Genomic DNA, 24,493 nt, shown 5'->3' on the forward strand with positions numbered 1-24,493 from the left:
TGCTCCGTTTTTGATAGCGCGCAGTGGCCGCCCCGTCTGGACTCCAGCCCTTCTTCATTCAGAACCGGCCATTCTGGCGGCCACCAGCTCGGCATAACCCGTGGCTGCATCCACCTGGCGGCTGAACTGCCACTGCGGCAACAGCGCCAGCACCACCTCGGCCGTGGTGCGCACCGTGCAGCCCGCCAGCAGGTGGCCGCCCAGCACCGTGCCGTCGGCCCGCGACACGCTGGCATGCAGGTGCGGCCCGTTGGCGCTGAAGGTGCCCGAGAGCGTCAGCAGCTCCAGCGGCCCGCTGATGGCCGTGCCCGCGTCCTGCGCCGCGTAGCGCAGCACCGCGCCCTGCAGGCTGCCCACCGCCGACACCACGCAGCCGGCCTGCACGCCGTGGGCCTGCGCAAGGGCCGCGTAGGCACGCTCCAGCGCGGCGCGCAGGTCGTCGCCGGGGGCAAGGCGCAGGACTTCGATGTGAAGCATCGCGCCATTGTGCCCACGCCTTCAACGCCCGTCGAACCACCTGACCGGAGCGATCCTGGTCTGCGCCGGCGGCTCCACGCAGCGGTTCTGGATCCCCGAGCGCGTCAACGCCAAGGACTTTGACGGCTTGTGCGAGATGCCCATCAACGTGGAGGGCAGCCTGGGCTATGGGTGGACACCAAAGCCGACGAAGGCGCCGGCCGCCCGGGGTATGCGGTGGTGCTGGCGCTTGGCGGAGGGAAGGTGCAGGGGATCAGGGATTTTCGGTATGCGCGGTGGGTGGGGGAGGGGTGGCGCAGTAGCGGTATGCGGACCCGCCAGCGCAAAATAAATACTGGATGGATTTACATGGGGACAAAAACCGGACAAAATGTCCGAAATTATTCCCGCCGTATGACAAAACCACTATCCACCCAAGACCACACCGCCACCATCGCCTACTTGGCTGCTGCGCGAAAAACACATAACCAGGAAACCGTTGCCAGACACCTTGGCGTAACCGCCCGACATCTGCGCCGATGGGAAACGGGCGAATTGCTACCTCCCGCTCACGTCGCGGCCGAGTTGCAACGCCTGCTCAATTTCGGCCCATTACCGGGCCGCCGCGGTGACTTCAGGTTTATTGATCTATTTGCCGGCATTGGGGGTATCCGACTTGCGTTTGAGGCGATCGGCGGCGAATGCGTGTTCACAAGCGAGTGGGATTCATACGCGCAGAAGACATATATGGAGAACTTCCCCGGTGGCCATCCGCTAAATGGCGACATTACAAAGATTGACGCAGAAGACGTACCCGACCACGACGTATTGTTAGGGGGCTTTCCTTGCCAGCCGTTCTCCATCGCAGGCGTGTCCAAGAAAAATGCACTGGGCCGTGCGCATGGCTTCGCAGATGAAACTCAAGGCACCTTGTTTTTTGACGTAGCGAGAATCATTGAAAAGAAGCGCCCACGTGCCTTCTTGCTGGAGAACGTGAAGAACCTGCAATCACACGACAAGGGTCGCACGTTTGACGTCATACAGCGCGTTTTACGTGAAGACCTTGGCTACCAGGTATTCTTCAAAGTCATCGACGGGGCGCATTTTGTGCCGCAGCATCGCGAGCGCATCATCATCATCGGCTTCCGCGATCCGGTCATCTTTGACTGGGACATGGTGGACCTGCCGAGCAAGGGCCTGCACACTCTGGGCGAAGTTCTTCACAAGAAAACAGGCGAACCCAATATTGAGTCGGACATGTCAAAGTACTACGACCATACCAAAGGCAAGGTGCTGGAGAAGTACACGCTGACCGACAACCTTTGGACCTACCTTCAGAACTACAAACAGAAGCACCAGGCAGCAGGCAATGGCTTTGGCTTCGGACTCGTGACGCCCAAGAGTGTGACTCGTACGCTATCTGCCCGCTACTACAAGGACGGCTCCGAAATCCTGTTTAGTCAGGGGAGCAAAAAGAACCCTCGCCGACTGACACCACGCGAATGCGCGCGCCTCATGGGCTTTCCGGACAGCTTCAAGATTCCGGTGTCAGATACACGTGCCTACAAGCAGTTTGGCAACTCGGTGGTGGTTCCCGTGATGGAAGCTGTCGCGCGAGCCATGCAGCCAATGATTTGCGAACCAGCTCGACCGGATCGTGAACTGCTCGCAGCCTGAACACCGGAGCCTAACCATGCAAACCGCCCCGCGCATCCCAGACCTGCCGAATGCTTCAGCCTTTGCAATGAACCGCTGGTTCTACAAGATGCAAAAGGCCGGGCTGCTCTATCACCCAGATGAACCGGCGGAGAACATTGTCAATGTTGTCACTGGTCGCCCCACGTTTACCGCTGACGAATGTCGGAAATTGGACGCTGCTGTTGAAAAAATGTTTGAAATGCACGGCGATAAAGTCTACGACGTTTGTCTGCGCTATTTTCAAAAAGCCTTAGGAATTCGCCCCCAGTGACGGACGTTGTAGACGCAGCCACGCGCAGTCGGATGATGTCCGGCATCCGCGGGGCAAACACCACTCCAGAACTCTTCCTTCGCAAAGCCCTTCACGCACAAGGATTCCGGTATCGACTCGGTGGGGCGGGATTGCCTGGTAAGCCAGATCTCGTTCTGCCCTCACGACGGACCGTTGTTTTCATTCATGGCTGCTTCTGGCATCGCCATACTTGCGAGTACTTTAAATGGCCCAAGAGCAACCAAGCCTTCTGGCGCGACAAGCTTGAAGGCAACGCTTTGAGGGATGCCAACACCAAGAAGGAGCTCTTGCGCCTAGGCTGGCGTGTTCTTACAGTCTGGGAGTGCGAGCTGAAAAAGACTCGCTACACATTGCCAAATCCGGCAGTTAACCGCGTCTCAAGAATTCTTGCCAAAGGTTCACCATGACATCTCTCAGCACGTACTTCAAAGGTACGGCGAGCAAATATCTCAGTGCCGTTGATGCCACCCCAAGCTCTAACCAGCATGAAATCGGCTCCAACAAGTTCACGGCGATCCTTGGAACACCCGGCAACGCAAAGCTTCGCTTCAAGGCGACTTTCTTATTCTTCAATCCCGATACGGAACAACCGGAGTCCTGCCGCGACGATGTGACTTACTACGACGCTCGCCTCAATCAGCCGCATCGGGCACCCGAATATCGGCTGTACTACAAAAACAACTTAGTAACAGAGCAGCTTCGTGAGGGTGACTTCTGTCTTGTCGGCGCACTGACAACCGGTGAGCTACTAATCGCCATTGCAAGACCCGGTAGCGAAGATGAGCGGCGAGTACGTTACTTATTCGACATTGACGAGGCAAAGCAGCAATGGGAAATTGACAGCAGCATCAGCACAGGTGATTTGGACATCGCTTCACGAAGCATCTTGGACGCTCTTGGCATAGAAGCGGTTGACGCTGCTGACGAAATGCTGGACCGAATGGTTGACAAATTCGGCCTGCGGTTTCCACCTACAAAGGAGTTTTCAGCATTTGCTCGTGAGACTCTCGGCAAGCATGCTGACCCTTTAGCTTCTCCGGACCAAGCGCTGGAAGAGTGGATGAAGCAGGAGGAGCGTCTCTTTCGGAGCCTGGAACGCGCAATCGTCTCTGTGCAACTTGAAGAGCCATTTGAGACTGTCGATGCTTTTATTGACCTTTCTCTCTCGGTACAGAATCGAAGAAAATCGCGCGTTGGCCATGCACTCGAGAATCATCTGGAGGCCATCTTTAAGGCAACAGGCACGCTCTACCAACGAGGCGCGAAGACAGAGGGCAATGCGCGCCCAGATTTTCTGTTTCCCAGCGCCATGGCCTACGCCGACCCAAGAATGAAGTCACCTCCCTTGCGAATGCTCGCGGCGAAATCAACATGCAAGGATCGGTGGCGGCAGATACTCGCTGAGGCAGAGCGCATTCCTGAAAAGCACCTCTTCACCCTCGAGACCGCGATATCGAAATCGCAAACCGACGAGATGCAGGCCCACCGCGTACAGCTAGTAGTCCCCCCGTCCGTGAAGAAGACCTACTCTGAATCCCAGCAAAGTTGGCTAATTGGACTCGGCGAGTTCATTCTTCTCGTACGCTAGTGCCTACGACTAAACCCAACGATCCTTGGGCACATAACATGCGTAGCCCAAGAAAAAGAGACTCTCCCACTGAGCTAACAGAGGACTGCCGATCGGGTGCTCACCAAGAAGCACCAACAATCTTGCTCGCGGACGAAAGACAAATTCGTCTTTCGGTGCATCCGCCATGCAGTCCCCTCTGCGCTGAGTGCCTCAAACGTCAATATTCGCCGCCCGCAGCGCATTCGTCTCAATAAAGTCCCGCCGCGGCTCCACCTCGTCGCCCATGAGCATGGTGAACACCTTGTCGGCTTCAATGGCGTCTTCAATCTGCACGCGCAGCAGGCGGCGCACGGTCGGGTCCATGGTGGTTTCCCACAGCTGCTGGGGGTTCATTTCGCCCAGGCCCTTGTAGCGCTGGCGGGCTGTGGCGCGCTCGGCCTCGCCAATCAGCCACTTCATGGCCTGGCGGAAGTCCGAGACCTTTTCTTCCTTCATGCGCTCGCCCTCGCCGCGTGTCACGCGCGCGCCTTCGCTGAGCAGGCCTCGGAAGGTGTTGGCGGCCTCGGCCAGCGCGGCGTAGTCGGCGCCGTGCACAAAGTCCTGCGTGATGACGCTGCTCTTCACGTTGCCATGGTGGCGGCGGCTGATGCGCAGGATGGGTTTGTCGGTGCGGGTGTCAAACTCGCCGGCCACTTCGGCGGGCGTGCCCTGCACGGTGATCTCGCGCAGCTTGGCCTGCAGCGCCACGGCAGAGGCTTCGGCGTCGGCCACGGTGTCCAGGTTGAGCGACACGCCGTCGGCAATGGCGCGCAGGGCTTCTGCGTCCATGAAGTTGCCCAGCCGCGCAATCACGGCCTCGGCCACCTGGTGCTTGCGCGCCAGCTCGGCCAGTGTGTCGCCGGCAATGGTGGCACCGGCGCCGGTCTGCACCGCGGCGTCCTTGAGCGCAATGCGCAGCAAGAAGGTGTCGAGCTCGGCCGCGCCCTGCAGGTAGAGCTCTTCCTTGCCGGCCTTGACCTTGTACAGCGGGGGCTGCGCAATGTAGATGTGGCCGCGCTCCACCAGCTCGGGCATCTGGCGGTAAAAGAAGGTGAGCAGCAGCGTGCGGATGTGGGCGCCGTCCACGTCGGCATCGGTCATGATGATGATGCGGTGGTAGCGCAGCTTGGCCACGTTGAAGTCGTCCACGCCCGCCGTGCCGCCCACGCCGGTGGCCTTGCCAATGCCGGTGCCCAGAGCGGTGATGAGCGTGAGGATCTCATTGCTGGTCAGCAGCTTTTCGTAGCGCGCTTTTTCCACGTTCAGAATCTTGCCGCGCAGCGGCAGGATCGCCTGGAACTTGCGGTCGCGGCCCTGCTTGGCCGAGCCGCCGGCGGAGTCGCCCTCAACGATGTAGATCTCGCACTCGGCCGGGTCTTTTTCCTGGCAGTCGGCCAGTTTGCCGGGCAGGCCCATGCCGTCCAGCACGCCCTTGCGACGCGTCATCTCGCGCGCTTTGCGCGCGGCCTCGCGGGCCCGCGCGGCCTCGACGATCTTGCCGCAGATGATCTTGGCGTCGTTGGGGCGCTCTTCCAGGTAGTCGGCCAGCAGCTTGCCCACAATGTCTTCCACCGGGCCCCGCACTTCGCTGCTCACCAGCTTGTCCTTGGTCTGGCTGCTGAATTTGGGCTCGGGCACCTTCACGCTCAGCACGCAGCACAGGCCTTCACGCATGTCGTCGCCGGTCACTTCCACCTTGGCCTTCTTGGCCAGCTCGTTGGTGTCGATGTATTTGCTGATCACGCGCGTCATGGCGGCGCGCAGGCCGGTCAGGTGGGTGCCGCCGTCACGCTGGGGAATGTTGTTGGTGAAGCACAGCACCTGCTCGTTGTAGCCGCTGTTCCACTGCATGGCCACTTCAACGCCGATGTTGGTGCCCTGGTCGCTCTGGCGGTCACCCATGGCATGGAACACATTGGGGTGCAGCACCTGCTTGCCCTTGTTGATGAAGTTCACAAAGCCCTGAACACCACCCGCGCCTGAAAAGTCATCTTCCTTGCCACTGCGCTCATCGTGCAGCCGGATGCGCACGCCGTTGTTCAAAAAGCTCAGCTCGCGCAGGCGCTTGCTGAGGATTTCGTAGTGGAAGTCGTTGTTCTCTTTGAAGATGTCGGTGTCGGGCAAGAAGTGCACTTCGGTGCCGCGCTTGTCGGTGGCGTCCAGCACCTTCATGGGCGACACCTCAACGCCGTTCACCATCTCCAGCAGGCGGTTCTGCACAAAGCCGCGCGCAAACTCGATGGTGTGGACCTTGCCGTCGCGCCGCACCGTCAGGCGCAGCCATTTGCTCAGCGCGTTCACGCAGCTCACGCCCACGCCGTGCAGGCCGCCCGAGACCTTGTAGCTGTTCTGGTTGAACTTGCCGCCCGCATGCAGCTCGGTCAGCGCAATTTCAGCCGCACTGCGCTTGGGCTCGTGCTTGTCGTCCATCTTCACGCCGGTGGGGATGCCCCGGCCGTTGTCGACCACGCTGATGGAGTTGTCGGTGTGGATGGTGACCACGATGTCGTCGCAATGGCCGGCCAGCGCTTCATCAATCGAGTTGTCGACCACCTCGAACACCAGGTGGTGCAGGCCCGTGCCGTCCGATGTGTCGCCGATGTACATGCCAGGGCGCTTGCGCACGGCTTCCAGGCCTTCCAGGATCTGGATCGCACCCTCACCATAGCCGTCGCTCGCACCAGCCTGGTGGGCGTCAATGGTGGGCTGGAAGTTGGAGCTGGTCGCGCCGGCCGCACCGGTGTTCACATTGTTTTCGTCTGACATATCGGCTTTTTACCTGCGGTGAAACTTCGTTTTCTCAATCTCTTGAATGACCAAACCCGCCACAGTGGCGGGTTGGAACACTTTCCGTTCTTTCTGAGCCTGTCGAAGGGCTTCGACGCGCTCAGCCCGAACGGCGATGTCAAATGCGCATCGGCATCACCACGTATTTGAAAGTCGCGTTGTCGGGGATGGTCAGCAGCGCCGAGCTGTTGGAGTCGGCCAGCTCGAGCTTGACCATCTCCTGGCCCATGTTGGCCAGCGCGTCGATCAGGTAGGTGACGTTGAAGCCGATCTCGATGGCGTCGCCGCCGTAGTCGATGTCCAGCTCGTCCACGGCTTCTTCCTGCTCGGCGTTGTTGCTGGCCACGCGCAGCGTGCCGGGCTCGATGTTCAGGCGCACGCCCTTGAACTTTTCGCTGGTGAGAATGGCAGTGCGCTGCAGGCTGGCCAGCAGCGGCGCGCGGCCCAGCGTGATGCTGTTCTTGTGGTTCTTGGGGATGACGCGGTTGTAGTCGGGGAATTTGCCCTCGACCAGCTTGGTCACAAACTCCATGCCGCCAAAGCTGAACTTGGCCTGGTTGCTGGCAAATTGCATCTCGATCGCGCCTTCGGCGTCGCTGAGCAGGCGCTGCATTTCAAGCACGGTCTTGCGCGGCAGGATCACCTCTTGCCGCGGCACTTCCACGTCGAGCATGGCGCTGGCAAAGGCCAGGCGGTGCCCGTCGGTGGCCACCAGGCTGAGCTGCTTGCCTTCGGCCACGAACAGGATGCCGTTGAGGTAGTAGCGGATGTCGTGCACGGCCATGGCAAAGCTCACCTGGTCCAGCAGGTCCTTGAGCGTCTTTTGCGGCACGCTGAACACGGGGCCAAAGCTCGCGGCTTCCTGCACCAGCGGGAAGTCTTCGGCGGCCAGCGTCTGCAGCGTGAACTTGCTCTTGCCGCCCTTGAGGATGAGCTTGCTCTGGCTTGATTCGATCGAGACCGTCTGGTCGGCCGGCATGGTGCGCAGGATGTCGATGAGCTTGCGCGCCCCCACCGTGGTGGTGAAGTTGCCTGCGTCGCCGTCAAGCTCGGCCGTGGTGCGGATCTGGATCTCGAGGTCGCTGGTGGTCAGCTGCACGGCGCTGCCGGTCTTGCGGATCAGCACATTGGCCAGGATGGGCAGCGTGTGGCGCCGCTCCACGATGCCCGCGACCGATTGCAGAACCGAGAGCACTTTGTCTTGTGTTGCCTTCAGGACGATCATCTGTGAACTCCTCTTTATTTCTTTAATTCAAATTAGTAGTAGCTAGTAAGGGCAGCGCGGCGCTGTGGACATCCCTATTTTCGCCTTTTTTATCAACGACTTGCGACGTGTTGAACACTGTGGGCACCCCTGCTTCTGTGGTGTCGGCCCAGAATGAATAACTTTGGTTTGCGACCCCCGGGTGTGGATAACTGGCAGGTTGTGCCAGAACTGTCCCCAGAGTTGTTAGAGCGCCCATTTTTCAGCCTTTCAGGGTCTGTTCGAGCACGTGCAGCTGCTGGTTGAGTTCGGTCAGCTGCTGGCGCTCGCCCGAGATCTTGCGCACGGCGTGCAGCACGGTGGTGTGGTCGCGCCCGCCAAACAGCTCGCCGATCTCGGGCAGGCTCTTCTGCGTGAGTTCCTTGGCCAGGTACATGGCAATCTGGCGCGGCCGGGCAATGCTGGCCGGGCGCTTCTTGCTGTACATGTCGGCAACCTTGATCTTGTAGTAGTCGGCCACCGTCTTCTGGATGTTCTCGACGCTGATCTGGCGGTTCTGGATGCTCAGCAGGTCGCGCAGGGCCTCGCGCGCCAGCGCAATGGAGATGTCCTTCTGGTTGAAGCGCGAATAGGCCAGGATCTTGCGCAGCGCGCCTTCGAGTTCGCGCACGTTGGAGCGCACGTTCTTGGCCACAAAGAAGGCCACTTCCTCGGGCATTTCAGCGGCTTCGGCGCGGGCCTTGTTGATCAGGATGGCCACGCGCATCTCAAGCTCGGGCGGTTCAATGGCTACCGTGAGGCCTGAGTCAAAGCGCGAAACCAGCCGCTCGTGGATGTCGGCCAGACCCTTGGGGTAGGTGTCTGACGTCATCACGATGTGGCTCTTCTTGGCCAGCAGGGCCTCAAAGGCGTTGAAGAACTCCTCCTGGGTGCGGTCCTTGTTGGCGAAGAACTGCACATCGTCGATCAGCAGCAGGTCCAGCGAGTGGTAGCGCTCCTTGAACTCATCGAAGGTCTTGCGCTGGTAGGCCTTAACCACATCTGAAACAAATTGTTCAGCGTGGATGTAGAGAACTTTGGCGTTGGGCCGGTCGGCCAGCAGCTTGTTGCCCACCGCATGGACCAGGTGGGTCTTGCCCAGACCGACCCCGCCGTAGATGAAAAGCGGGTTGTAAAGCTGGCCCGGCGTGCCCGAGACATGCATGGCGGCGGCGCGTGCCATGCGGTTGGCCGTGCCCTCCACCAGGGTGTCAAAGGTCAGCGCGGTGTTGAGCCGGTTCTTGAAGGCGGTGGGGGAGGGGTCCTCGCCGATGTCGCTGGGTTCTGGGGGCGCACCCATCTCGGCAGACGCGGCAACCGAGTAAGACCTGACAATGGGTTCGCGGGGTGCAAGCGCTAACTCAAGCTGCACGGGCTGGCCGTAGAGTTTCTCGAGCAGGCTGGTGATCCGGCCCGAATACTGGGCCCGGACCCAGTCCAGTTTGAAGCGGTTGGCCACGAACACCGTGACCCTGGAGAAGTCTTCAGCCACCTGGGCCACGAGCGGCTTGATCCAGGTGTTGAACTGCTGTTCGGGCAGCTCCTGGGCGAGTTGCTCGATGCAGGCCTGCCACAGGCTGTTGCCTGCGCCGGAGGCCAGGCCGGTGGGGAGTCCCTCGCTCATTATTGGCTGTCGCCTCTGTGGATATTTTTCATTGTCAAAGCCTGTCGATTGTAATTTATCAAGGCGTTATCCACAAAGCCGGCCAAACCGCCGGGACTTCCAGCACCACACGTCATAAATGACGTAAAGCCTTGCCGCGATTCAGAAAATCCACGATAATCATGGGTTTCCCTGAGTATGAACATCGGATCATCATGAAAAGAACTTACCAACCCTCCAAGACGCGCCGCGCGCGCACCCACGGCTTCCTGGTCCGCATGAAGACCCGTGGCGGCCGCGCCGTGATCAACGCTCGTCGCGCCAAGGGCCGCAAGCGCCTGGCCGTCTGAGCCGCGTTGCCACTGGTCAGGGCCCCGGTCCCGCGCAGCGCTTCAGCATGGCATTGACGTGCAGCGGCTGAAAACGCGGGCGCAGTTCCAGGCGGTCATGTCGGGCTCCACGGTGTCGCGCAGTGCGCATTTCGTGCTGCACCGCCTGGCGCTGGATGCCATGGCCCCGCCGGTGAACGGCACGGGTGCAGATAATTCCACAGGGCCTGGGTCCGAACGACCGCAGGCCCTGTTTGCTGTGCGCGATGTCTGGATGGGCGCCCTGGTTCCCAAACGCTGGGCCAAGCGCGCGGTGACCCGCAATGCCATCAAACGCCAGATCTACAACGTGAGTGCCTCGTTCGAGCCCCGCCTCCCCGTCGCGGCCCATGTGGTGCGCCTGCGGGCCGGGTTTGACCGCAAGCAGTTCATCAGCGCGTCATCGCCGCAGCTCAAGCTCGCGGTCCATGGCGAGCTCGAACAGCTGTTTGCAAGGGCCGCGGCATGATCAAGGCCGCGCTCATGGGCCTGGTGCGCGCCTACCGGCTGCTGCTCAGCCCCTGGCTGGGCTCGTCGTGCCGCTTCACGCCCACCTGCTCGGCCTATGCACTGCAGGCCCTGGAGCAGCATGGCGCAGCGGCCGGCAGTTACCTCACGGTGGTGCGCATCGCACGCTGCAACCCCTGGTGCGCCGGCGGGCATGACCCGGTGCCGGTTGAAAAACCGCGCCTGTTCACCCACCTGTGCTCACCCCTTTCACAAAAGAAGTCTTCATGAACGACATCCGCCGCACCATCCTGTGGGTGATTTTTGGTTTTGCCATGGTGATGCTGTGGGACAAATGGCAGGTCCACAACGGCCACCAGGCCACTTTTGGTTTTGCCCGCCCTGAAGCCAAGGCCACCGCGCCGGCCGCCCCGGCCTCCAGCGTGCCCTCGGGCGTGCCGACAGGCAGCACGCCGGCCACCGCGTCAGCCGTGCCCGGTGCCACACCTGCGACCCCCGCCACAACCGGCGTGCCTGCCACCAACGTGGCCTCGGCTCCGCGCGAACGCATCACCGTGACCACTGACGTGCTGCGCCTGACCTTCGACACCGAAGGCGGCACCGTGGTGCGCAGCGAGTTCCTCAAGCTCAAGGACCTGGACCACAAGGACCAGAACCTCGTGCTGATGGACGAGACCGCCGGGCGCATGTATGTGGCCCAGTCGGGCCTGATCGGCGGCAGTTTCCCCACCCACAAGACGCCGATGACCTTCACCGGCGAGCGTGAGCTGAAGGACGGCGCCAGCGAGCTGGTGCTGAAGTTCGAGTCGCCCGAGGTGGGCGGCGTCAAGCTGGTCAAGACCTACACGCTCAAGCGTGGCGCCTACGACATGGCGGTCCGGCAGGAAGTCATCAACACCGGCAGCGCCACGGTTTCGCCGCAGCTGTATGTGCAGCTGGTGCGCGACGGCAACAAGCCGGCCGGCGAGTCGTCGTTCTATTCCACCTTCACGGGTCCGGCGGTCTACACCGAAGCCAAGAAGTACCAGAAGGTCGAGTTCAAGGACATCGACAAGGACAAGGCCGATTTCGAGAAGCAGGCCTCCAATGGCTATGTGGCCATGGTCCAGCATTACTTTGCCAGCGCCTGGATCCTGCCCGACGGCCTGAAGCGCGACCTGTTCGCGCGCAAGATCGACGCCAACCTGTACGCCGTGGGCATGATCACCCCGGTGGACAGCCTGGCCCCCGGCACCCGCAAGACCATCGAGACCCGCTTCTTCGTCGGCCCGCAGGAAGAAAAGCGCCTGGAAGCCATCGAGCCCGGCCTGGAGCTGGTCAAGGACTACGGCTGGCTGACCATCCTGGCCAAACCGCTGTACTGGCTGCTCGACAAGCTGCACGGCTTCATCGGCAACTGGGGCTGGTCAATCGTGGCGCTGGTGATCCTGCTCAAGATCGCGTTCTACTGGCTCAACGCCAAGGCCTACTCCAGCATGGCCAAGATGAAGGCCATCAACCCCAAGATCACCGAGATGCGCGAGCGCCTCAAGGACAACCCGCAGCAGATGCAGCAGGAGATGATGCGCATCTACCGCGAGGAAAAGGTCAACCCCATGGGCGGCTGCTTCCCCATCGTGGTCCAGATTCCGGTGTTCATTGCGCTGTACTGGGTGCTGCTGTCCAGCGTCGAGATGCGCAACGCGCCCTGGGTGCTGTGGATCCATGACCTGTCGGCGCCCGACCCGTTCTTCATCATGCCGCTGCTCATGACGCTGACCACGCTGCTGCAGACCGCGCTCAACCCGGCGCCGCCGGACCCGATGCAGGCCAAGCTGATGTGGTTCATGCCGCTCGCCTTCTCGGTGATGTTCTTCTTCTTCCCGGCCGGCCTGGTGCTCTACTGGATCACCAACAACGTGCTGTCGATCGCCCAGCAGTGGATCATCAACACCCGCATGGGCGTGCCCCCGCAGTTCAACCTGCCGAAGTTCAGCTAACCCCGAAGCGCCTGCGGCGCCCCCCTTTCCATGCGCCGCAACGACCTGCCCATCGCCGCCATCGCCACCGCCCCGGGGCGTGGCGCGGTTGGCATCGTGAGGGTGTCAGGCCAGGGCCTTGGGCCGGTCATCCAGGCAGTGTGCGGGCGCACACTCAGGCCGCGCGAAGCCAACTACCTCGCGTTTCGCGCCGCTGACGGCAGCGCCATTGACCACGGCCTGGCCATCCACTTCCCGGCGCCCCACTCCTTCACCGGCGAAGACGTGCTGGAACTGCAGGCGCACGGCGGGCCGGTGGTGTTGCAGCTGCTGCTGGCGCGCTGCCTGGAGGCCGGCGCGGCCATGGGCCTGCGCCTGGCCAGCCCCGGCGAGTTCACCGAGCGCGCATTCCTCAACGACAAGATCGACCTGGCCCAGGCCGAGGCCATTGCCGACCTGATCGACGCCAGCACCGAAACCGCGGCGCGCAGCGCGAGCCGGTCGCTGTCGGGCGAGTTCTCGCGCGAGATCCATGCCCTGCGCGATGCGCTGATCCACCTGCGCATGCTGGTGGAAGCCACGCTGGATTTTCCCGAGGAAGAAATCGATTTCCTGCAGAAGGCCGATGCCGTGGGCCAGCTCGAACGGCTGCAGGAGGCGCTGGCCGGCGTCATGCGCCGGGCCCGCCAGGGCGCGCTGCTGCGCGAAGGCATCAAGGTGGTGATCGCCGGCCAGCCCAACGCCGGCAAGAGCTCGCTGCTCAACGCGCTGGCGGGCGCCGAGCTGGCCATCGTCACGCCGGTGGCCGGCACCACGCGCGACGTGGTCACGCAGACCATCCAGATCGAGGGGGTGCCCCTGCATGTGATCGACACCGCGGGGCTGCGCGACAGCGACGACCTGGTCGAAAAAATCGGCATCGAGCGGGCCTGGGACCAGATCGGCGCGGCCGACGTGGTCCTGTTCCTGCACGACCTGACGCGCGCCAGCGCTACAGAATATGTAGCAGAAGATGCCCGCCTGGCAAGGACTCTGGCCCGAAAAGTGCCCGAAACCGTGCCCCTGATCGATGTCTGGAACAAATCCGACGCGGCCGCGGCGCCGGCAGGCGCCCCGCCCGGCCTGGCGCTCTCCGCGCGCACCGGGGAGGGGCTGGACGGGCTGCGCCGGCGCCTGCTGGAGGTGGCGGGCTGGCAGTCCGCGCCCGAGGGCGTGTACACCGCGCGGGCCCGCCATGTGGCGGCGCTGCGCGAGGTGGAGGCGCGCCTGGCCGACGCCGCGGCCCACCTGGCGGCGCGCGCGCAGTCGCTGGACCTGCTGGCCGAGGAGTTGCGGCTGGCCCAGAACGCGCTCAACGGGATCACTGGCGAGTTCACCTCCGACGACCTGCTGGGCGTGATCTTCTCCAGCTTCTGCATCGGCAAATAGCGGTGGGCCTGACCGGCCGGCAGGTCGGTCCGGCGTATCAGGTGTAAGCACGCGTTAAAGCCCCTTGTGCGCGGCACGGGGCCACGGTACCTTCGCCGGGATCATGAATGCCCCACTGCGCACCCCTCTCAAGTTCGATGTGCAAGGTCTGATCCAGGCCATCGGGCAAAACCAGACCAACGACAACTTCCCGGTCTCGCTTGCCCCCACCCAGTGGGACATGCTGGCCAGCTACATGCAGCCTTTTGCGCTGGCCCAGGGGCAGGTCCTGATCGAGCAGGGGGCGATGGACCGCACCATCTACCTGCTTGAATCCGGCTCGCTGAGCGTGCACTATGAAGACGACAAGGGCCGGGTGCGGCTGGCCATCGTGGCCCCGGGCTCGGTGGTCGGCGAAGGGGCCTTCTTCACCCACCATGCGCGCAATGCCACCGTCCAGGCGGCCGGCCCCTGCAAGATCTGGAGCCTGACGCCCATCCGTTTCGCGGAACTCACCAACCGCCAGCCCAATATCGCGCTGGAGCTGGCCATGGCGCTGGGGTCGCTGCTGGGCCGCCGGCTGGTCAACAAGCCCAAGCGCATCGCGGTCACCTGAGCCGCGCTGACAACTATTTCACGAAGCCCGCGACCATCGTCACCGGACCCGCGGGTTTTCCAGCAGACAGACGTCGTTTCAGGGGTGTTTCGACCGTACACTGTCCCGCGAGAGACGCCCAAAAGTCCGCAAGGCGTCATTTCCAAATTCGCCGAAAGCCCATCATGTCCATCCTCAGCTGGCTATTCCCTCCCCCAAAGGCGGCCAAGGCCGGGCTGCAACCGGACAGTTCGGGCCTGTCGCGCATGGAAGCGACCCGGCCCGTGGCCTCGACCAAGAACAGCTCCGCCGCCAGGAACGCGGTGAGCAACGCCCAGCCCGGCAACCGCAAGTCCGAGCGCATGGCGCGGCGCGAACTGCTGTACAGCGTGGTGCGCGAGTCCATGGTGCGCGCGGGCATGCTGTCGTCCAGCTACAAATTCAAGGTGCTGTCACTGGATGCCCGGGGCCGCCAGTTTCTGGTGATGATGGACCTCGCGCGCGAATACGGCGACGAAACCAGCCGCCTGGCCGAGATCGAGGCCCTGATCGCCCAGAGCGCCAAGGCCCGCCACGACATCGTGGTCACGGCGGTCTATTGGCGCCTCAACGAGCATGTGGCCGTGGGCCTGCCGCACAAGCGGCCCGCCGCCCGGCCTTCGGCGCCGATGCCGCTGGACTCGGAGCCCGCCGCCCTGGACTCCCAGCCCGGCGCGCTGCCATCGTCGCCGGCGCCTTTGGTGTCCCAGCCCGTGCCGCTGGCGGTGACGGCGCCCAGCCGTGCCCCCGCCGCGCCCCGCTTCGAGCCGATCCAGGCCGACGAGGTGGAAGCCTTCAAAAAGGCCCTGGCCGCGGGCGTGACCGCCCGCACGGCGCCGGCACTGGCACCGGCTGCAGCCGCTGCGCCGGCCATGGGCGCCTCCGCCAAGGCCTATACCGATGGCTCGGGCAAGCATGGGCCGCAAAGCTACACCCTGCTCACGGGCTACGAAGACACCGAAATGCCGGACGACAACCCCGCGCTCAGCGGGACGCAGTACGGCGCGCTGACCTGACAGGCCGGCCGCGCCCCAGGGCGCATACTCCCCACCAGGAAGTCAAACGGCGCACGGTGCGCGCCGAGGAGGAGACATGAACATCCAGCAACTGGTCGACGCCATCGCCACGCTTGACGCCAACGATGCCCTGACCTGCAAGCTGACGCTTGAAGAGTGGAAAAAACTCGCACCCTACCTGTCGATCCGGTTCCTGAAACCGGGCGATGCCCTGATGCACGAAGGCGATACCGACCGCGAGCTGTTCATCCTGGCCGATGGCGAATTGCTGGTGACGCTGGGGGGCAGCGTGCTGGCCAGGCTCACCCCCGGCAACGTGGTGGGCGAAGGCTCCTTCTTTTCGGGCCAGCCGCGCAGCGCCACGGTGTCGGCCTCGCAGCCTGGCGTGGCCTGGGCGCTGAGCTGGGACCGGTTCGAGTCCCTGTCGCACAAGCAGCCCAAGCTCGCGGTGGACCTGGTCAAGGGGCTTGCGGCGGTGCTGGCCATCCGCATGCGCGAGGCCATCCTGGTCGGTCATTTCGCCTGATCAGTGCCCGGCAAAGTCCACCAGCGTGTACAGCGGCAGGCCCGCGGCCCGCAGGCGCTGTGAGCCTTCGAGCTCGGGCAGGTCCACAATGGCGGCGCCTTCCATCACCGTGGCGCCCAGCTTTTCCAGCAGCTTCTTGCCGGCCATCATCGTGCCGCCGGTGGCAATCAGGTCGTCCATGAGCAGCACCCGGTCGCCGGCCTTCACCGCATCGGTGTGCAGCTCCACCGTGGCGCTGCCGTACTCCAGCTCGTAGGTTTCGGCCACCGTGGTGAAGGGCAGCTTGCCCTTCTTGCGGATCGGCACAAAGCCCACATTGAGTTCATAAGCCACCACCGCGCCCAGGATGAAGCCGCGCGCGTCCAGCCCGGCCACCACATCGGGCCGCCGGTCCATGTAGCGGTGGACAAAGGCGTCGATCAGCACGCGGAACACCTTGGGGTCCTGCAGCAGCGGCGTGATGTCGCGAAACTGCACGCCAGGCGCGGGCCAGTCGGGCACGGTGCGGATGTGCCGCCGCAGGTACGGGCCGAAGTCGAAGGCGTCACCGGTGTCTTGCATGGCCAGGGGCGGGAGTGCAGGGAAGGGCTATTGTGCCGCCAGTCCGCGCGGCGGCCTTGTCAGCCGCGCAGCAGCTTCTGGTCGGCCACGGCCAGTGCCTCGGGCTTGCCGGACAGCACCAGGGTGTCGCCCTCGGCCAGCACCGGGTCGGCATCGATCGGGGTGGTCTTGCCGTTGCCGCGGCGCAGGCTGACGGTGCGCACGCCCAGCGCGTGCAGCGCCAGGTTGCTCAGGGGCTTGCCGATCGAGCGGGCGCCCAGCGGCAGAGTGAAGGTGCCCAGCCGCTCCTGGTCGCGCTCGTTCACGGTGTCGTCATCGGCGCCATGGAAATAGCCGCGCAGCAGGTTGTAGCGCGCATCGCGCTGGTCCTGCACGATGCGGATCACGCGGCGCATGGGCACGCCCACCAGCGCCAGCGCGTGGCTGGCCAGCATCAGCGAGCCCTCGATCGCCTCGGGCACCACCTCGGTCGCGCCGGCGGCCTGCAGCTTCTCCAGGTCATGGTCGTCCTGGGTCCGCACGATCACCGGCACCTGGGGCGCGTGCGCGCGCGTGTTGGCCAGCACCCGCAGCGCGCCCGCGGTGTCGATGTAGGTGACCACCACGGCGCTGGCCCGCGCCAGGCCCGCGGCCATCAGGGCCTGCAGGCGCGCGGCGTCGCCAAAGACCACGGAGTCGCCCGCGGCGGCGGCCTGGCGGACCCGGTCGGGGTCCAGGTCCAGCGCCATGTAGGGAATGCCCTCGCGCTCGAGCATGCGCGCCATGTTCTGGCCGCTGCGGCCATAGCCGCAGATGATGACGTGCTTGTTGGCGTTGATCGACTTGCGCGCGATGGTGGTCATCTGCAGCGACTGCTGCAGCCATTCGCTGGACACCAGCTTCATCACGATGCGGTTGCTGTACATGATGATGAACGGCGTGGCGATCATCGACAGCACCATGCTCGCCAGGATCGGGTTCAGCAGCGCCGGGGGCACCAGGTCGTGCTCCTGGCTCAGCGTGAGCAGCACGAAGCCGAACTCCCCGGCCTGCGCCAGGTACAGCCCGGTGCGAAGCGAGGTGCCCATGGTCGCGCCAAAGCCGCGGGCCAGCACGCTGACCATCACCATCTTGAACAGCACCGGCAGGGTCACCAGCAGCAGCACCAGCGGCCAGCGCTGCAGCACCAGCCGCCAGTCCAGGATCATGCCGATGGTGATGAAGAACAGGCCCAGCAGCACGTCGTGGAAGGGCCGGATGTCGGTTTCCACCTGGTGCTTGTATTCAGTCTCGGAAATCAGCATGCCCGCGATGAAGGCGCCCAGCGCCAGGCTCAGCCCCGCCAGCTCGGTCAGCCAGGCCAGGCCCAGCGTGATCAGCAGCAGGTTCAGCACGAACAGCTCCTCGCTCTTGCGCCGCGCCACCAGCGTCAGCCACCAGCGCATCACGCGCTGGCCGCCCACCAGCAGCACCGCAATCAGCACCGTGGCCTTGATCGCGGCCAGTGCCAGCGCCGACAGCAGATGCTCGGGCGACGTGCCCAGCGCCGGGATCAGCACCAGCAGGGGCACCACCGCCAGATCCTGGAACAGCAGCACACCCATCACCCGCTTGCCATGCTCGGACTCCAGCTCCAGCCGCTCGGCCATCAGCTTCACCACGATCGCGGTGCTGCTCATGGCCAGCGCGCCCGACAGCGCCAGCGCGGTCTGCCAGCTCATGCGCCACAGGTCGGGCACCAGCGCGGCCAGCAGCAGCGAGCCAAAGGTGGCCAGCACAATGGTCAGCATCACCTGGAACAGGCCCAGGCCGAACACATGGCCGCGCATGGCGCGCAGCTTCGACAGGTTGAACTCCAGCCCGATCACGAACATCAGGAACACCACGCCAAACTCGCCCAGGTGCTTGATGCTCTCGGAGTTCTGCGCCAGCGCCAGCGCGTTGGGGCCAATCACCACCCCCACCACCAGGTAGCCCAGCATGGGCGGCAGCAACAGCTTGCGGCAGGTGACCACGCCCAGCACGGCGGCCAGCAGGTACAACAGCGTCAGCTCAAGGGAGGTCATCCCCCGATGCTAGCAAGCCGCGTACCCCGGTTGCGTGACGGCCATCCCGCGGAACACGGCCCGTCGATAGAATCCCCGGATGACATTTGACGCCGACCGCGCCCTGCGCCTGGCCCAGGAGACATTCGACATCGAGGCCGCCGCGGTGCTGGGCCTCAAAGCCCGCACCGGCGAGGCCTTCGCACGCGCCGTGCAGCGGATGCTCGGGGTGCGCGGCCGGGTGGTGGTCATGGGCATCGGCAAGAGCGGCCACATCGCGCGCAAGGTGGCCGCCACACTGGCCTCCACCGGCACGCCCGCCATGTTCGTGCACCCGGCCGAGGCCAGCCACGGCGACCTGGGAATGATCAAGCCGATCGACCTGGTGCTGGCCATTTCCAACAGTGGCGAGGTGGACGAGGTCACCACCCTGCTGCCCGTGATCAAGCGCCTGGGCGCGGCACTCATCGCCATCACCGGCAATGCCGGTTCCACCCTGGCGCGGCACGCAGACATCGTGCTGGACAGCAGCGTTGAAAAGGAAGCCTGCCCGCTGCAGCTGGCGCCCACCGCAAGCACCACGGCCCAGATGGCGCTGGGTGACGCGCTCGCGGTGGCCCTGCTCGATGCCCGCGGCTTTCGCGCCGAGGACTTTGCCCGCTCCCACCCCGGCGGGGCGCTGGGCCGCAAGCTGCTCACCCATGTGAGCGACCTGATGCGCAGCGGCGACGCCGTGCCGCGCGTGGGGCCGCAGGCCTCGTTCAGCGAACTCATGCGCGAAATGAGCGCCAAGGGCCTTGGTGCCTCGGCCGTGGTTGACGACAACCAGGCCGTGCTCGGCATCTTCACCGACGGCGACCTGCGCCGCCTGATCGAAAAGGGCGTGGACCTGCGCACCGTCACGGCCCGCGAAGTGATGTATTCCAACCCCCGCACCATCCGCCAGGACGCGCTGGCCGTGGAGGCGGTCGAGCTCATGGAGCTGAACCGGATCACCAGCGTGCTGGTCACCGACGCCGCCGGCAAGCTGTGCGGCGCCCTCAACACCAACGACCTGATGCGAGCCAAGGTGATATGAATCTGCCCGCGGCCCCCGACCTCGCACCCGCGCTGGCGTTTGCGCCCGAACTGCTGCTGCAGGCCCAGGGCGTGCGCGTGGCCTTCTTCGACATTGACGGCGTGTTCACCGACGGCGGGCTGTTCATGTCCGACCACGGCGAAACACTCAAGCGCTTCAACATCCTGGACGGCCTGGGCATCAAGCTGCTGCAACGCGCGGGCATCACGCCGGCGGTCATCACGGGCCGGGACTCCAAGGCCCTGCGGGGCCGCCTGCAGGCGCTGGGCGTGACGCATGCGCATTTCGGCACCGAGGACAAGCGTCCCGCCGCCGAGCAGACCCTGCAGGCGCTGGGCCTGCAGTGGCACCAGGCCGCCGCCATCGGCGACGACTGGCCCGACCTGCCGGTCCTCACGCGCTGCGCGCTGGCGGCGGCGCCAGCCAATGCCCACGCCGAGGTGCGCGCGCGCGCGGCCTACGTCACGCGCGCCACGGGCGGGCATGGCGCGGCGCGCGAGTTCTGCGACCTGCTGCTGGTGGCCAGCGGCCGCTACGCGGCCTTGCTGCAGGACCATCTGGCGTGAACGCCTCCGCGGCCCATGCCGCCCGCATGGGGCTGCGCCTGTGGGACCGGGTCTCGATCTACCTGCCCATCATCCTCATGGGCGTGCTGGCGCTGGGCACCTACTGGCTGGTGCGCAACACCCCGATCCTGGGCCCCGCCGCCGCCGAAAAGGCCGCCAGCCATGAGCCGGACTACTTCATGCGCAGCTTCTCGGTGCGCTCGTTTGACGGCGCGGGGCGCCTCAAGAGCGAGGTGTTCGGCGTCGAGGCCCATCATTTCCCCGACACCGATACGCTGGAAATCACCCAGCCGCGGATCCGCTCGATCAACGACCAGGGCGTGTTCACCGTGGCCACCGCCGACCGGGCGCTCAGCAACGCCGACGGCTCCGAAGTCCAGCTCATGGGCAACGCGGTGGTGGTGCGCGAGCCCGCCAGGGACGCGGCCGGCCAGCCGGTGCCGGGCATGGAGTTCCGCGGGGAATTCCTGCACGCCTTCATGGACACCGAGCGCATCAAGTCGCACAAGCCCGTCACGCTGATCCGCGGCGGCGACCGGTTCACCGCCGACAGCATGGACTACGACAACCTGGACCGGGTGATGCAGCTGCGCGGGCGGGTTCGCGGCGTGCTCATGCCGCCCGGCGCCCCCTGACCCCTGCCCACCCAAGGAAGACAGCATGTCCAAACTGGTATTCATCACCGGCGCTTCCAGCGGGATTGGCCAGGCCCTGGCCTGGCGCTTCCACGAGGCCGGCTGGCGCCTGGCCCTGGCGGCGCGGCGCACCGGCGAGATCGAGCGCTGGGCCCGCGAGCAGGGCCTGGACCCGGCGCGCTATGCGGTCTACGGCGCCGATGTGGCCGACGTGGCCAGCGCCGTCGCCGCCGGCCAGGCCTGCATCGCGGCCCAGGGCCTGCCCGACGCCGTGATCGCCAATGCCGGCATCAGCGTCGGGGTGGACACCGCCGTGCGGGCCGACATCGAGGTGATCGCCCAGACCTTTGCCACCAACAACATCGGCATGGCCGCGACCTTTCACCCGTTTGTGGACGGCATGGCCCGCCGCGGCTCGGGCGCGCTGGTCGGCATCGGCAGCGTGGCGGGCATCCGGGGCCTGCCCGGCCACGGCGCCTACTGCGCCAGCAAGGCCGCCGCCATCAGCTACTGCGAAAGCCTGCGCGGCGAACTGCGCGCCAGCGGCGTGAAGGTTGTCACCCTCTGCCCGGGCTACATCGACACCCCGCTGACGCGCGGCAACCGCTACGCCATGCCCTTTCTCATGTCGCCCCAGGCCTTTGCCGATCAGGCGTTTTCGGCCATTGAAGCGGGCACTAGCTATCGCGTCATCCCATGGCAGATGGGCGTGGTAGCCAAACTGCTGCGGCTGTTGCCCAACGCCCTTTTTGACCGGGTGCTGGCCGGGCGGCCGCGCAAGCAGCGCCAGGGGGAATAAGTCGCAGCGGGATCGTCGTTGCGCAACAGGCCTGCGACATGCGGCGCGCTAAGGGCCGCAATGTGTAGCAAAGTGTTTCAAATGTTGCAGTAAATGCGCACAATGGGGTGGAGCCACCCCATGACCCGCCGCAGATCCCACGCCCATACCAGCGAAGAGCCCCTGACGCAGCTGCTGTACTGCAGCCGCAAGACCCGGGCTTTGCCGGTCACCGAGCTGCGCAGCCTGGTCGAACACGGGGCCCGCAAAAACCAGCACAGCCAGATCAGCGGCACCCTGCTGGCCGGTTGCGGCCTGTACCTGCAGTTCCTGGAGGGGCCGGCGGCCGAGGTCAACGCCCTGTGGACCCGGCTGCAGCGCGACCGGCGCCACGTCAAGCCCGTGCTGATGATGCAGAACGCCCGCGGCGCGAGCCGCCTGTACCCGGCGCATCCCATGGCCTACCAGGGGCAGGTCACGCCGTTGCAGTTCACCTCGCTGGCGCGGGACGTGCGCGAGCACGTCAACGCCCATGCCGTCTGGCATCTGGGCACGCGTGAGCTGGCCCAGATGGTCGACCGCAGCGCGCGGCGCCAGGAACGTCTTGGACAGGAGCCCGACGATGAGTAAGTCCCGACCGGTCGAAATTCTGCAGGAACTCCTGCACCCCCTCGCCCACGGCGGGGAGTTGCCGTGGCACGACCAGATCACCCAGAAAGCCCCGCTGTCGATCCCCGATGCCCAGTGGGCCTCGGACGACGAGCTGGACGTGCTGCTGGGCGGGCTGATCTGGCGCGAGCGCCGTGCCCTGAAGAAGCGGGTGTCGCACTGGCTGTCGCGCAGCGTCCTGCTGGCCGTGGTGGACACCCTGGCCTGGCGCGTGGCCGTGCGCCCCCGCGTGACCAAGGACCATCTGCCCGACGCCCGCTTTGTGGCCCGCCCCTCCAGTGCCGCCACCCCGCCCGACAGCTTCCGCTCGCTGCCGCTGGACGACCTGTTGTGGAAATTCGGGCTCTTTGGGCCTGACAGCCACAAGGTGCTCCCCCGCAGCTTTCTGGGCCAGCCCCTGGTGCTGCGTCAGCTCCCGCAGGTGTCCGAAGGCCTGCTGGCCCCGCGCCACCTGAGCCTGATGCGCGTGCTGGGCACCCAGGGCTGGCTCTTCAACGACCTGCTCACGCACCTGGAGGCCAACCGCGACGACCTGCTGCGCGATCTCTGCGCGCTGTACCTGACGCGGGCCCTGGATCTGGCGTAAGGACTTGACCGCCCCGCGCTATGGTTTTCATAGCGCACAGTGGCCGCCCGGCAAGGACTCCACAGCAAAAAGGCTCCGAAAGGAGCCTTTTTTGTTGCCTCGGGGAGGTGTCAGTAGCCGCCGCGGCTACCGCCGCCGCCGCCACCGCCACGCGGGCCGGAGCCGTAGGGGCTGCGGAAACCGCCGTCGCCACCACCGCCGCCGCTGCGGCCACCACCGCCGCCTTCACGACGGCCGCCGCCACCACCACCGCCATAGCCGCCACCACCGCCGCCGCCATAGCCCCCTCCGCCGCCACCACCGTAGCCGCCGCCACCACCACCGCCGTAACCACCGCTGCGGGGGGGGCGGGCTTCCATGGGACGGGCCTCGTTGACGACGACGCTGCGGCCACCCAGGGGCTGGCCGTTCATGCCGTTGATGGCTGCCTGCGCTTCCGCGTCGCTGCCCATCTCGACAAAACCGAAGCCCTTGGAACGGCCGGTGTCGCGCTCCATCATGACCTTGGCGCTGGTGACCGCGCCGAACTGGCCGAAGGCCTGTTCAAGATCGCTGTCGCGCACCGAGTAAGGCAGATTGCCCACGTACAGTTTGTTGCCCATCAAGGGACTCCTCAAAAAACATTGACCCGAAGCGATGGAGTCCCGAAAACGCATTCAACCCACGAGAGACGCGAAAGTGACCGGTTCACCGCAAACTAGCGCCAGCTTTTGCGAGCACGCGCGATCGCATTATTAACCAGATATAGCAAAAACAGGCAAGCGCCACGCCATGAAAAAAGGGCCCCAAAGGGCCCTTTTGATGCACCGAATTGATGCGGTGCGGGGGGGTGCGATCAGTAGCCGCCGCGGCCACCGCCACCACCGCCGTAACCGCCGCCACCACCACCGCCGCCGTAGCCACCGCTGCGGGGAGGACGGGCTTCCATCGGACGGGCTTCATTGACCACGAGGCCACGGCCGCCGATTTGCTGGCCGTTCATGCCGCTGATGGCGGCTTGTGCTTCGGCATCGCTGCCCATTTCGACAAAGCCGAAACCCTTGGAGCGGCCGGTGTCGCGCTCCATCATGACCTTGGCGCTGGACACGGTGCCGTACTGGCTGAATGCCTGCTCCATGTCGCTGTCACGGAAGGAATAGGGCAGGTTGCCCACGTAAAGTTTGTTGCCCATGAAAGGGACTCCTGGAAAAAGACGCAAAACGCGATGGAGTCCGCAAAACGCAATCAACAAACCGATAAATTCAAAGACGCGAAACTGACCATTCACCGCAAACTTGTACCGCCCCTTGCGGCACGGTACTCGGGGATTATCGGCGATATTGGCCGAAACGCGAAACTTGCCGCTATTCGTCGTGGTAGTTGCGCCATTGCCGCATGGCGTTTCGCAGCGTCAGCAGCTGCCGCTCGAAGGGCGGGCAGGCCTTGCAGGCCAGCAGGTGCAGGTGCAGCAACACGCGGCTGTGCAGCGGCAGCGGCCGGTCTTCACGGGCCACCATCAGGGCCGCGGCGTCGCGGCAGGAGATCATCGTCG

General features: G+C 64.7%; 27 protein-coding genes. 18 read left to right on the forward strand and 9 right to left on the reverse strand.

The annotated features are described in order from the left end of the window. Positions 1–54: 54 nt before the first annotated feature. A complete protein-coding gene (locus tag KF796_02085) occupies positions 55–477 on the reverse strand; it encodes a DNA-binding protein (protein ID MBX3585405.1) in 423 nt (140 codons plus the stop codon). Positions 478–870: 393 nt separating this feature from the next. Here KF796_02085 and dcm point away from each other — a divergent pair, with 393 nt between their 5' ends. From dcm to KF796_02105, 4 genes are read left to right on the forward strand one after another with little or no spacing between them, the layout of a single operon-like run. Then, positions 871–2,133: a DNA (cytosine-5-)-methyltransferase gene (gene dcm, locus KF796_02090; GenBank protein ID MBX3585406.1), complete on the forward strand. Its 1,263-nt coding sequence runs from the start codon at positions 871–873 to the stop codon at positions 2,131–2,133. Positions 2,134–2,149: 16 nt separating this feature from the next. Further along, positions 2,150–2,425 (forward strand): hypothetical protein, encoded by a 276-nt coding sequence (locus tag KF796_02095; protein ID MBX3585407.1) that lies wholly within the window; start codon positions 2,150–2,152, stop codon positions 2,423–2,425. 32 nt (positions 2,426–2,457) lie between these two features. Further along, positions 2,458–2,853 carry a DNA mismatch endonuclease Vsr gene (gene vsr, locus KF796_02100; protein ID MBX3585408.1) on the forward strand — a complete coding sequence of 132 codons (396 nt, stop codon included), beginning with the start codon at positions 2,458–2,460 and terminating at the stop codon, positions 2,851–2,853. Next, a complete protein-coding gene (locus KF796_02105; protein ID MBX3585409.1) occupies positions 2,850–4,034 on the forward strand; it encodes a restriction endonuclease in 1,185 nt (394 codons plus the stop codon). The genes vsr and KF796_02105 overlap by 4 nt, the downstream gene beginning before the upstream one ends. A gap of 192 nt (positions 4,035–4,226) precedes the next feature. Here the strand turns inward: KF796_02105 and gyrB are convergent, their stop codons facing one another. The 3 genes from gyrB to dnaA form a co-directional block, all read right to left on the reverse strand. Beyond that, positions 4,227–6,821, reverse strand: a complete 2,595-nt coding sequence (gyrB, locus tag KF796_02110; GenBank protein MBX3585410.1) for a DNA topoisomerase (ATP-hydrolyzing) subunit B — start codon at positions 6,819–6,821, stop codon at positions 4,227–4,229. A 139-nt stretch (positions 6,822–6,960) separates the two neighbouring features. Continuing rightward, positions 6,961–8,067 (reverse strand): DNA polymerase III subunit beta, encoded by a 1,107-nt coding sequence (locus tag KF796_02115; protein ID MBX3585411.1) that lies wholly within the window; start codon positions 8,065–8,067, stop codon positions 6,961–6,963. 241 nt (positions 8,068–8,308) lie between these two features. Further along, positions 8,309–9,709: a chromosomal replication initiator protein DnaA gene (gene dnaA / locus KF796_02120; protein ID MBX3585412.1), complete on the reverse strand. Its 1,401-nt coding sequence runs from the start codon at positions 9,707–9,709 to the stop codon at positions 8,309–8,311. Between the two features lie 194 nt (positions 9,710–9,903). Here dnaA and rpmH point away from each other — a divergent pair, with 194 nt between their 5' ends. The 8 genes from rpmH (at position 9,904) to KF796_02160 (ending at position 16,065) form a co-directional block, all read left to right on the forward strand. Continuing rightward, the gene (gene rpmH, locus KF796_02125; GenBank protein ID MBX3585413.1) at positions 9,904–10,038 is read left to right on the forward strand and encodes a 50S ribosomal protein L34; all 135 of its coding nucleotides are present in this window, start codon (positions 9,904–9,906) and stop codon (positions 10,036–10,038) included. 58 nt (positions 10,039–10,096) lie between these two features. Next, on the forward strand, positions 10,097–10,525 hold the full coding sequence (locus KF796_02130; protein ID MBX3585414.1) for a ribonuclease P protein component: 429 nt from the start codon (positions 10,097–10,099) through the stop codon (positions 10,523–10,525). Next, positions 10,522–10,794: a membrane protein insertion efficiency factor YidD gene (gene yidD / locus KF796_02135; GenBank protein ID MBX3585415.1), complete on the forward strand. Its 273-nt coding sequence runs from the start codon at positions 10,522–10,524 to the stop codon at positions 10,792–10,794. Before KF796_02130 ends, yidD begins: the two co-directional genes overlap by 4 nt. After that, complete coding sequence (yidC, locus tag KF796_02140) at positions 10,791–12,503, forward strand: membrane protein insertase YidC (GenBank protein ID MBX3585416.1); 1,713 nt, start codon at positions 10,791–10,793, stop codon at positions 12,501–12,503. Before yidD ends, yidC begins: the two co-directional genes overlap by 4 nt. A 30-nt stretch (positions 12,504–12,533) precedes the next feature. Continuing rightward, positions 12,534–13,910: a tRNA uridine-5-carboxymethylaminomethyl(34) synthesis GTPase MnmE gene (mnmE, locus tag KF796_02145; GenBank protein MBX3585417.1), complete on the forward strand. Its 1,377-nt coding sequence runs from the start codon at positions 12,534–12,536 to the stop codon at positions 13,908–13,910. Positions 13,911–14,013: 103 nt separating this feature from the next. After that, positions 14,014–14,505 (forward strand): cyclic nucleotide-binding domain-containing protein, encoded by a 492-nt coding sequence (locus KF796_02150; GenBank protein MBX3585418.1) that lies wholly within the window; start codon positions 14,014–14,016, stop codon positions 14,503–14,505. A 164-nt stretch (positions 14,506–14,669) separates the two neighbouring features. Beyond that, positions 14,670–15,539, forward strand: coding sequence for a hypothetical protein (locus KF796_02155; protein MBX3585419.1), 870 nt, complete (start codon positions 14,670–14,672; stop codon positions 15,537–15,539). Positions 15,540–15,615: 76 nt separating this feature from the next. Next, entirely contained in the window at positions 15,616–16,065 is a 450-nt protein-coding gene (locus tag KF796_02160; GenBank protein MBX3585420.1) for a cyclic nucleotide-binding domain-containing protein, read from the forward strand. Here the strand turns inward: KF796_02160 and KF796_02165 are convergent, their stop codons facing one another. Together KF796_02165 and KF796_02170 are read right to left on the reverse strand one after the other, a co-directional pair. Continuing rightward, on the reverse strand, positions 16,066–16,626 hold the full coding sequence (locus KF796_02165; GenBank protein ID MBX3585421.1) for an adenine phosphoribosyltransferase: 561 nt from the start codon (positions 16,624–16,626) through the stop codon (positions 16,066–16,068). It lies immediately after the preceding gene. A 59-nt stretch (positions 16,627–16,685) separates the two neighbouring features. After that, positions 16,686–18,671: a monovalent cation:proton antiporter-2 (CPA2) family protein gene (locus KF796_02170; protein MBX3585422.1), complete on the reverse strand. Its 1,986-nt coding sequence runs from the start codon at positions 18,669–18,671 to the stop codon at positions 16,686–16,688. 79 nt (positions 18,672–18,750) lie between these two features. Here KF796_02170 and KF796_02175 point away from each other — a divergent pair, with 79 nt between their 5' ends. The 6 genes from KF796_02175 to KF796_02200 all read left to right on the forward strand — a co-directional run bounded on the left by KF796_02175 (position 18,751) and on the right by KF796_02200 (position 22,962). Further along, a complete protein-coding gene (locus tag KF796_02175; GenBank protein ID MBX3585423.1) occupies positions 18,751–19,728 on the forward strand; it encodes a KpsF/GutQ family sugar-phosphate isomerase in 978 nt (325 codons plus the stop codon). Then, positions 19,725–20,294 (forward strand): HAD hydrolase family protein, encoded by a 570-nt coding sequence (locus KF796_02180; GenBank protein MBX3585424.1) that lies wholly within the window; start codon positions 19,725–19,727, stop codon positions 20,292–20,294. The genes KF796_02175 and KF796_02180 overlap by 4 nt, the downstream gene beginning before the upstream one ends. A 26-nt stretch (positions 20,295–20,320) precedes the next feature. Next, the gene (gene lptC, locus KF796_02185) at positions 20,321–20,929 is read left to right on the forward strand and encodes an LPS export ABC transporter periplasmic protein LptC (protein ID MBX3585425.1); all 609 of its coding nucleotides are present in this window, start codon (positions 20,321–20,323) and stop codon (positions 20,927–20,929) included. 25 nt (positions 20,930–20,954) lie between these two features. Next, entirely contained in the window at positions 20,955–21,728 is a 774-nt protein-coding gene (locus KF796_02190) for an SDR family oxidoreductase (GenBank protein MBX3585426.1), read from the forward strand. 120 nt (positions 21,729–21,848) lie between these two features. Then, positions 21,849–22,337: a BLUF domain-containing protein gene (locus KF796_02195; GenBank protein ID MBX3585427.1), complete on the forward strand. Its 489-nt coding sequence runs from the start codon at positions 21,849–21,851 to the stop codon at positions 22,335–22,337. After that, positions 22,330–22,962, forward strand: a complete 633-nt coding sequence (locus tag KF796_02200; protein ID MBX3585428.1) for a hypothetical protein — start codon at positions 22,330–22,332, stop codon at positions 22,960–22,962. The genes KF796_02195 and KF796_02200 overlap by 8 nt, the downstream gene beginning before the upstream one ends. A gap of 110 nt (positions 22,963–23,072) precedes the next feature. Here the strand turns inward: KF796_02200 and KF796_02205 are convergent, their stop codons facing one another. The 3 genes from KF796_02205 to KF796_02215 form a co-directional block, all read right to left on the reverse strand. Next, positions 23,073–23,564 carry an RNA-binding protein gene (locus tag KF796_02205; protein ID MBX3585429.1) on the reverse strand — a complete coding sequence of 164 codons (492 nt, stop codon included), beginning with the start codon at positions 23,562–23,564 and terminating at the stop codon, positions 23,073–23,075. A 233-nt stretch (positions 23,565–23,797) separates the two neighbouring features. Continuing rightward, positions 23,798–24,133, reverse strand: coding sequence for an RNA-binding protein (locus tag KF796_02210; GenBank protein MBX3585430.1), 336 nt, complete (start codon positions 24,131–24,133; stop codon positions 23,798–23,800). A 172-nt stretch (positions 24,134–24,305) separates the two neighbouring features. After that, on the reverse strand, positions 24,306–24,488 hold the full coding sequence (locus KF796_02215; protein ID MBX3585431.1) for a zf-HC2 domain-containing protein: 183 nt from the start codon (positions 24,486–24,488) through the stop codon (positions 24,306–24,308). Between the last annotated feature and the right edge of the window lie 5 nt (positions 24,489–24,493).

It is taken from the genome of Ramlibacter sp. (assembly GCA_019635435.1).
Taxonomy (GTDB): domain Bacteria; phylum Pseudomonadota; class Gammaproteobacteria; order Burkholderiales; family Burkholderiaceae_C; genus JAHBZM01.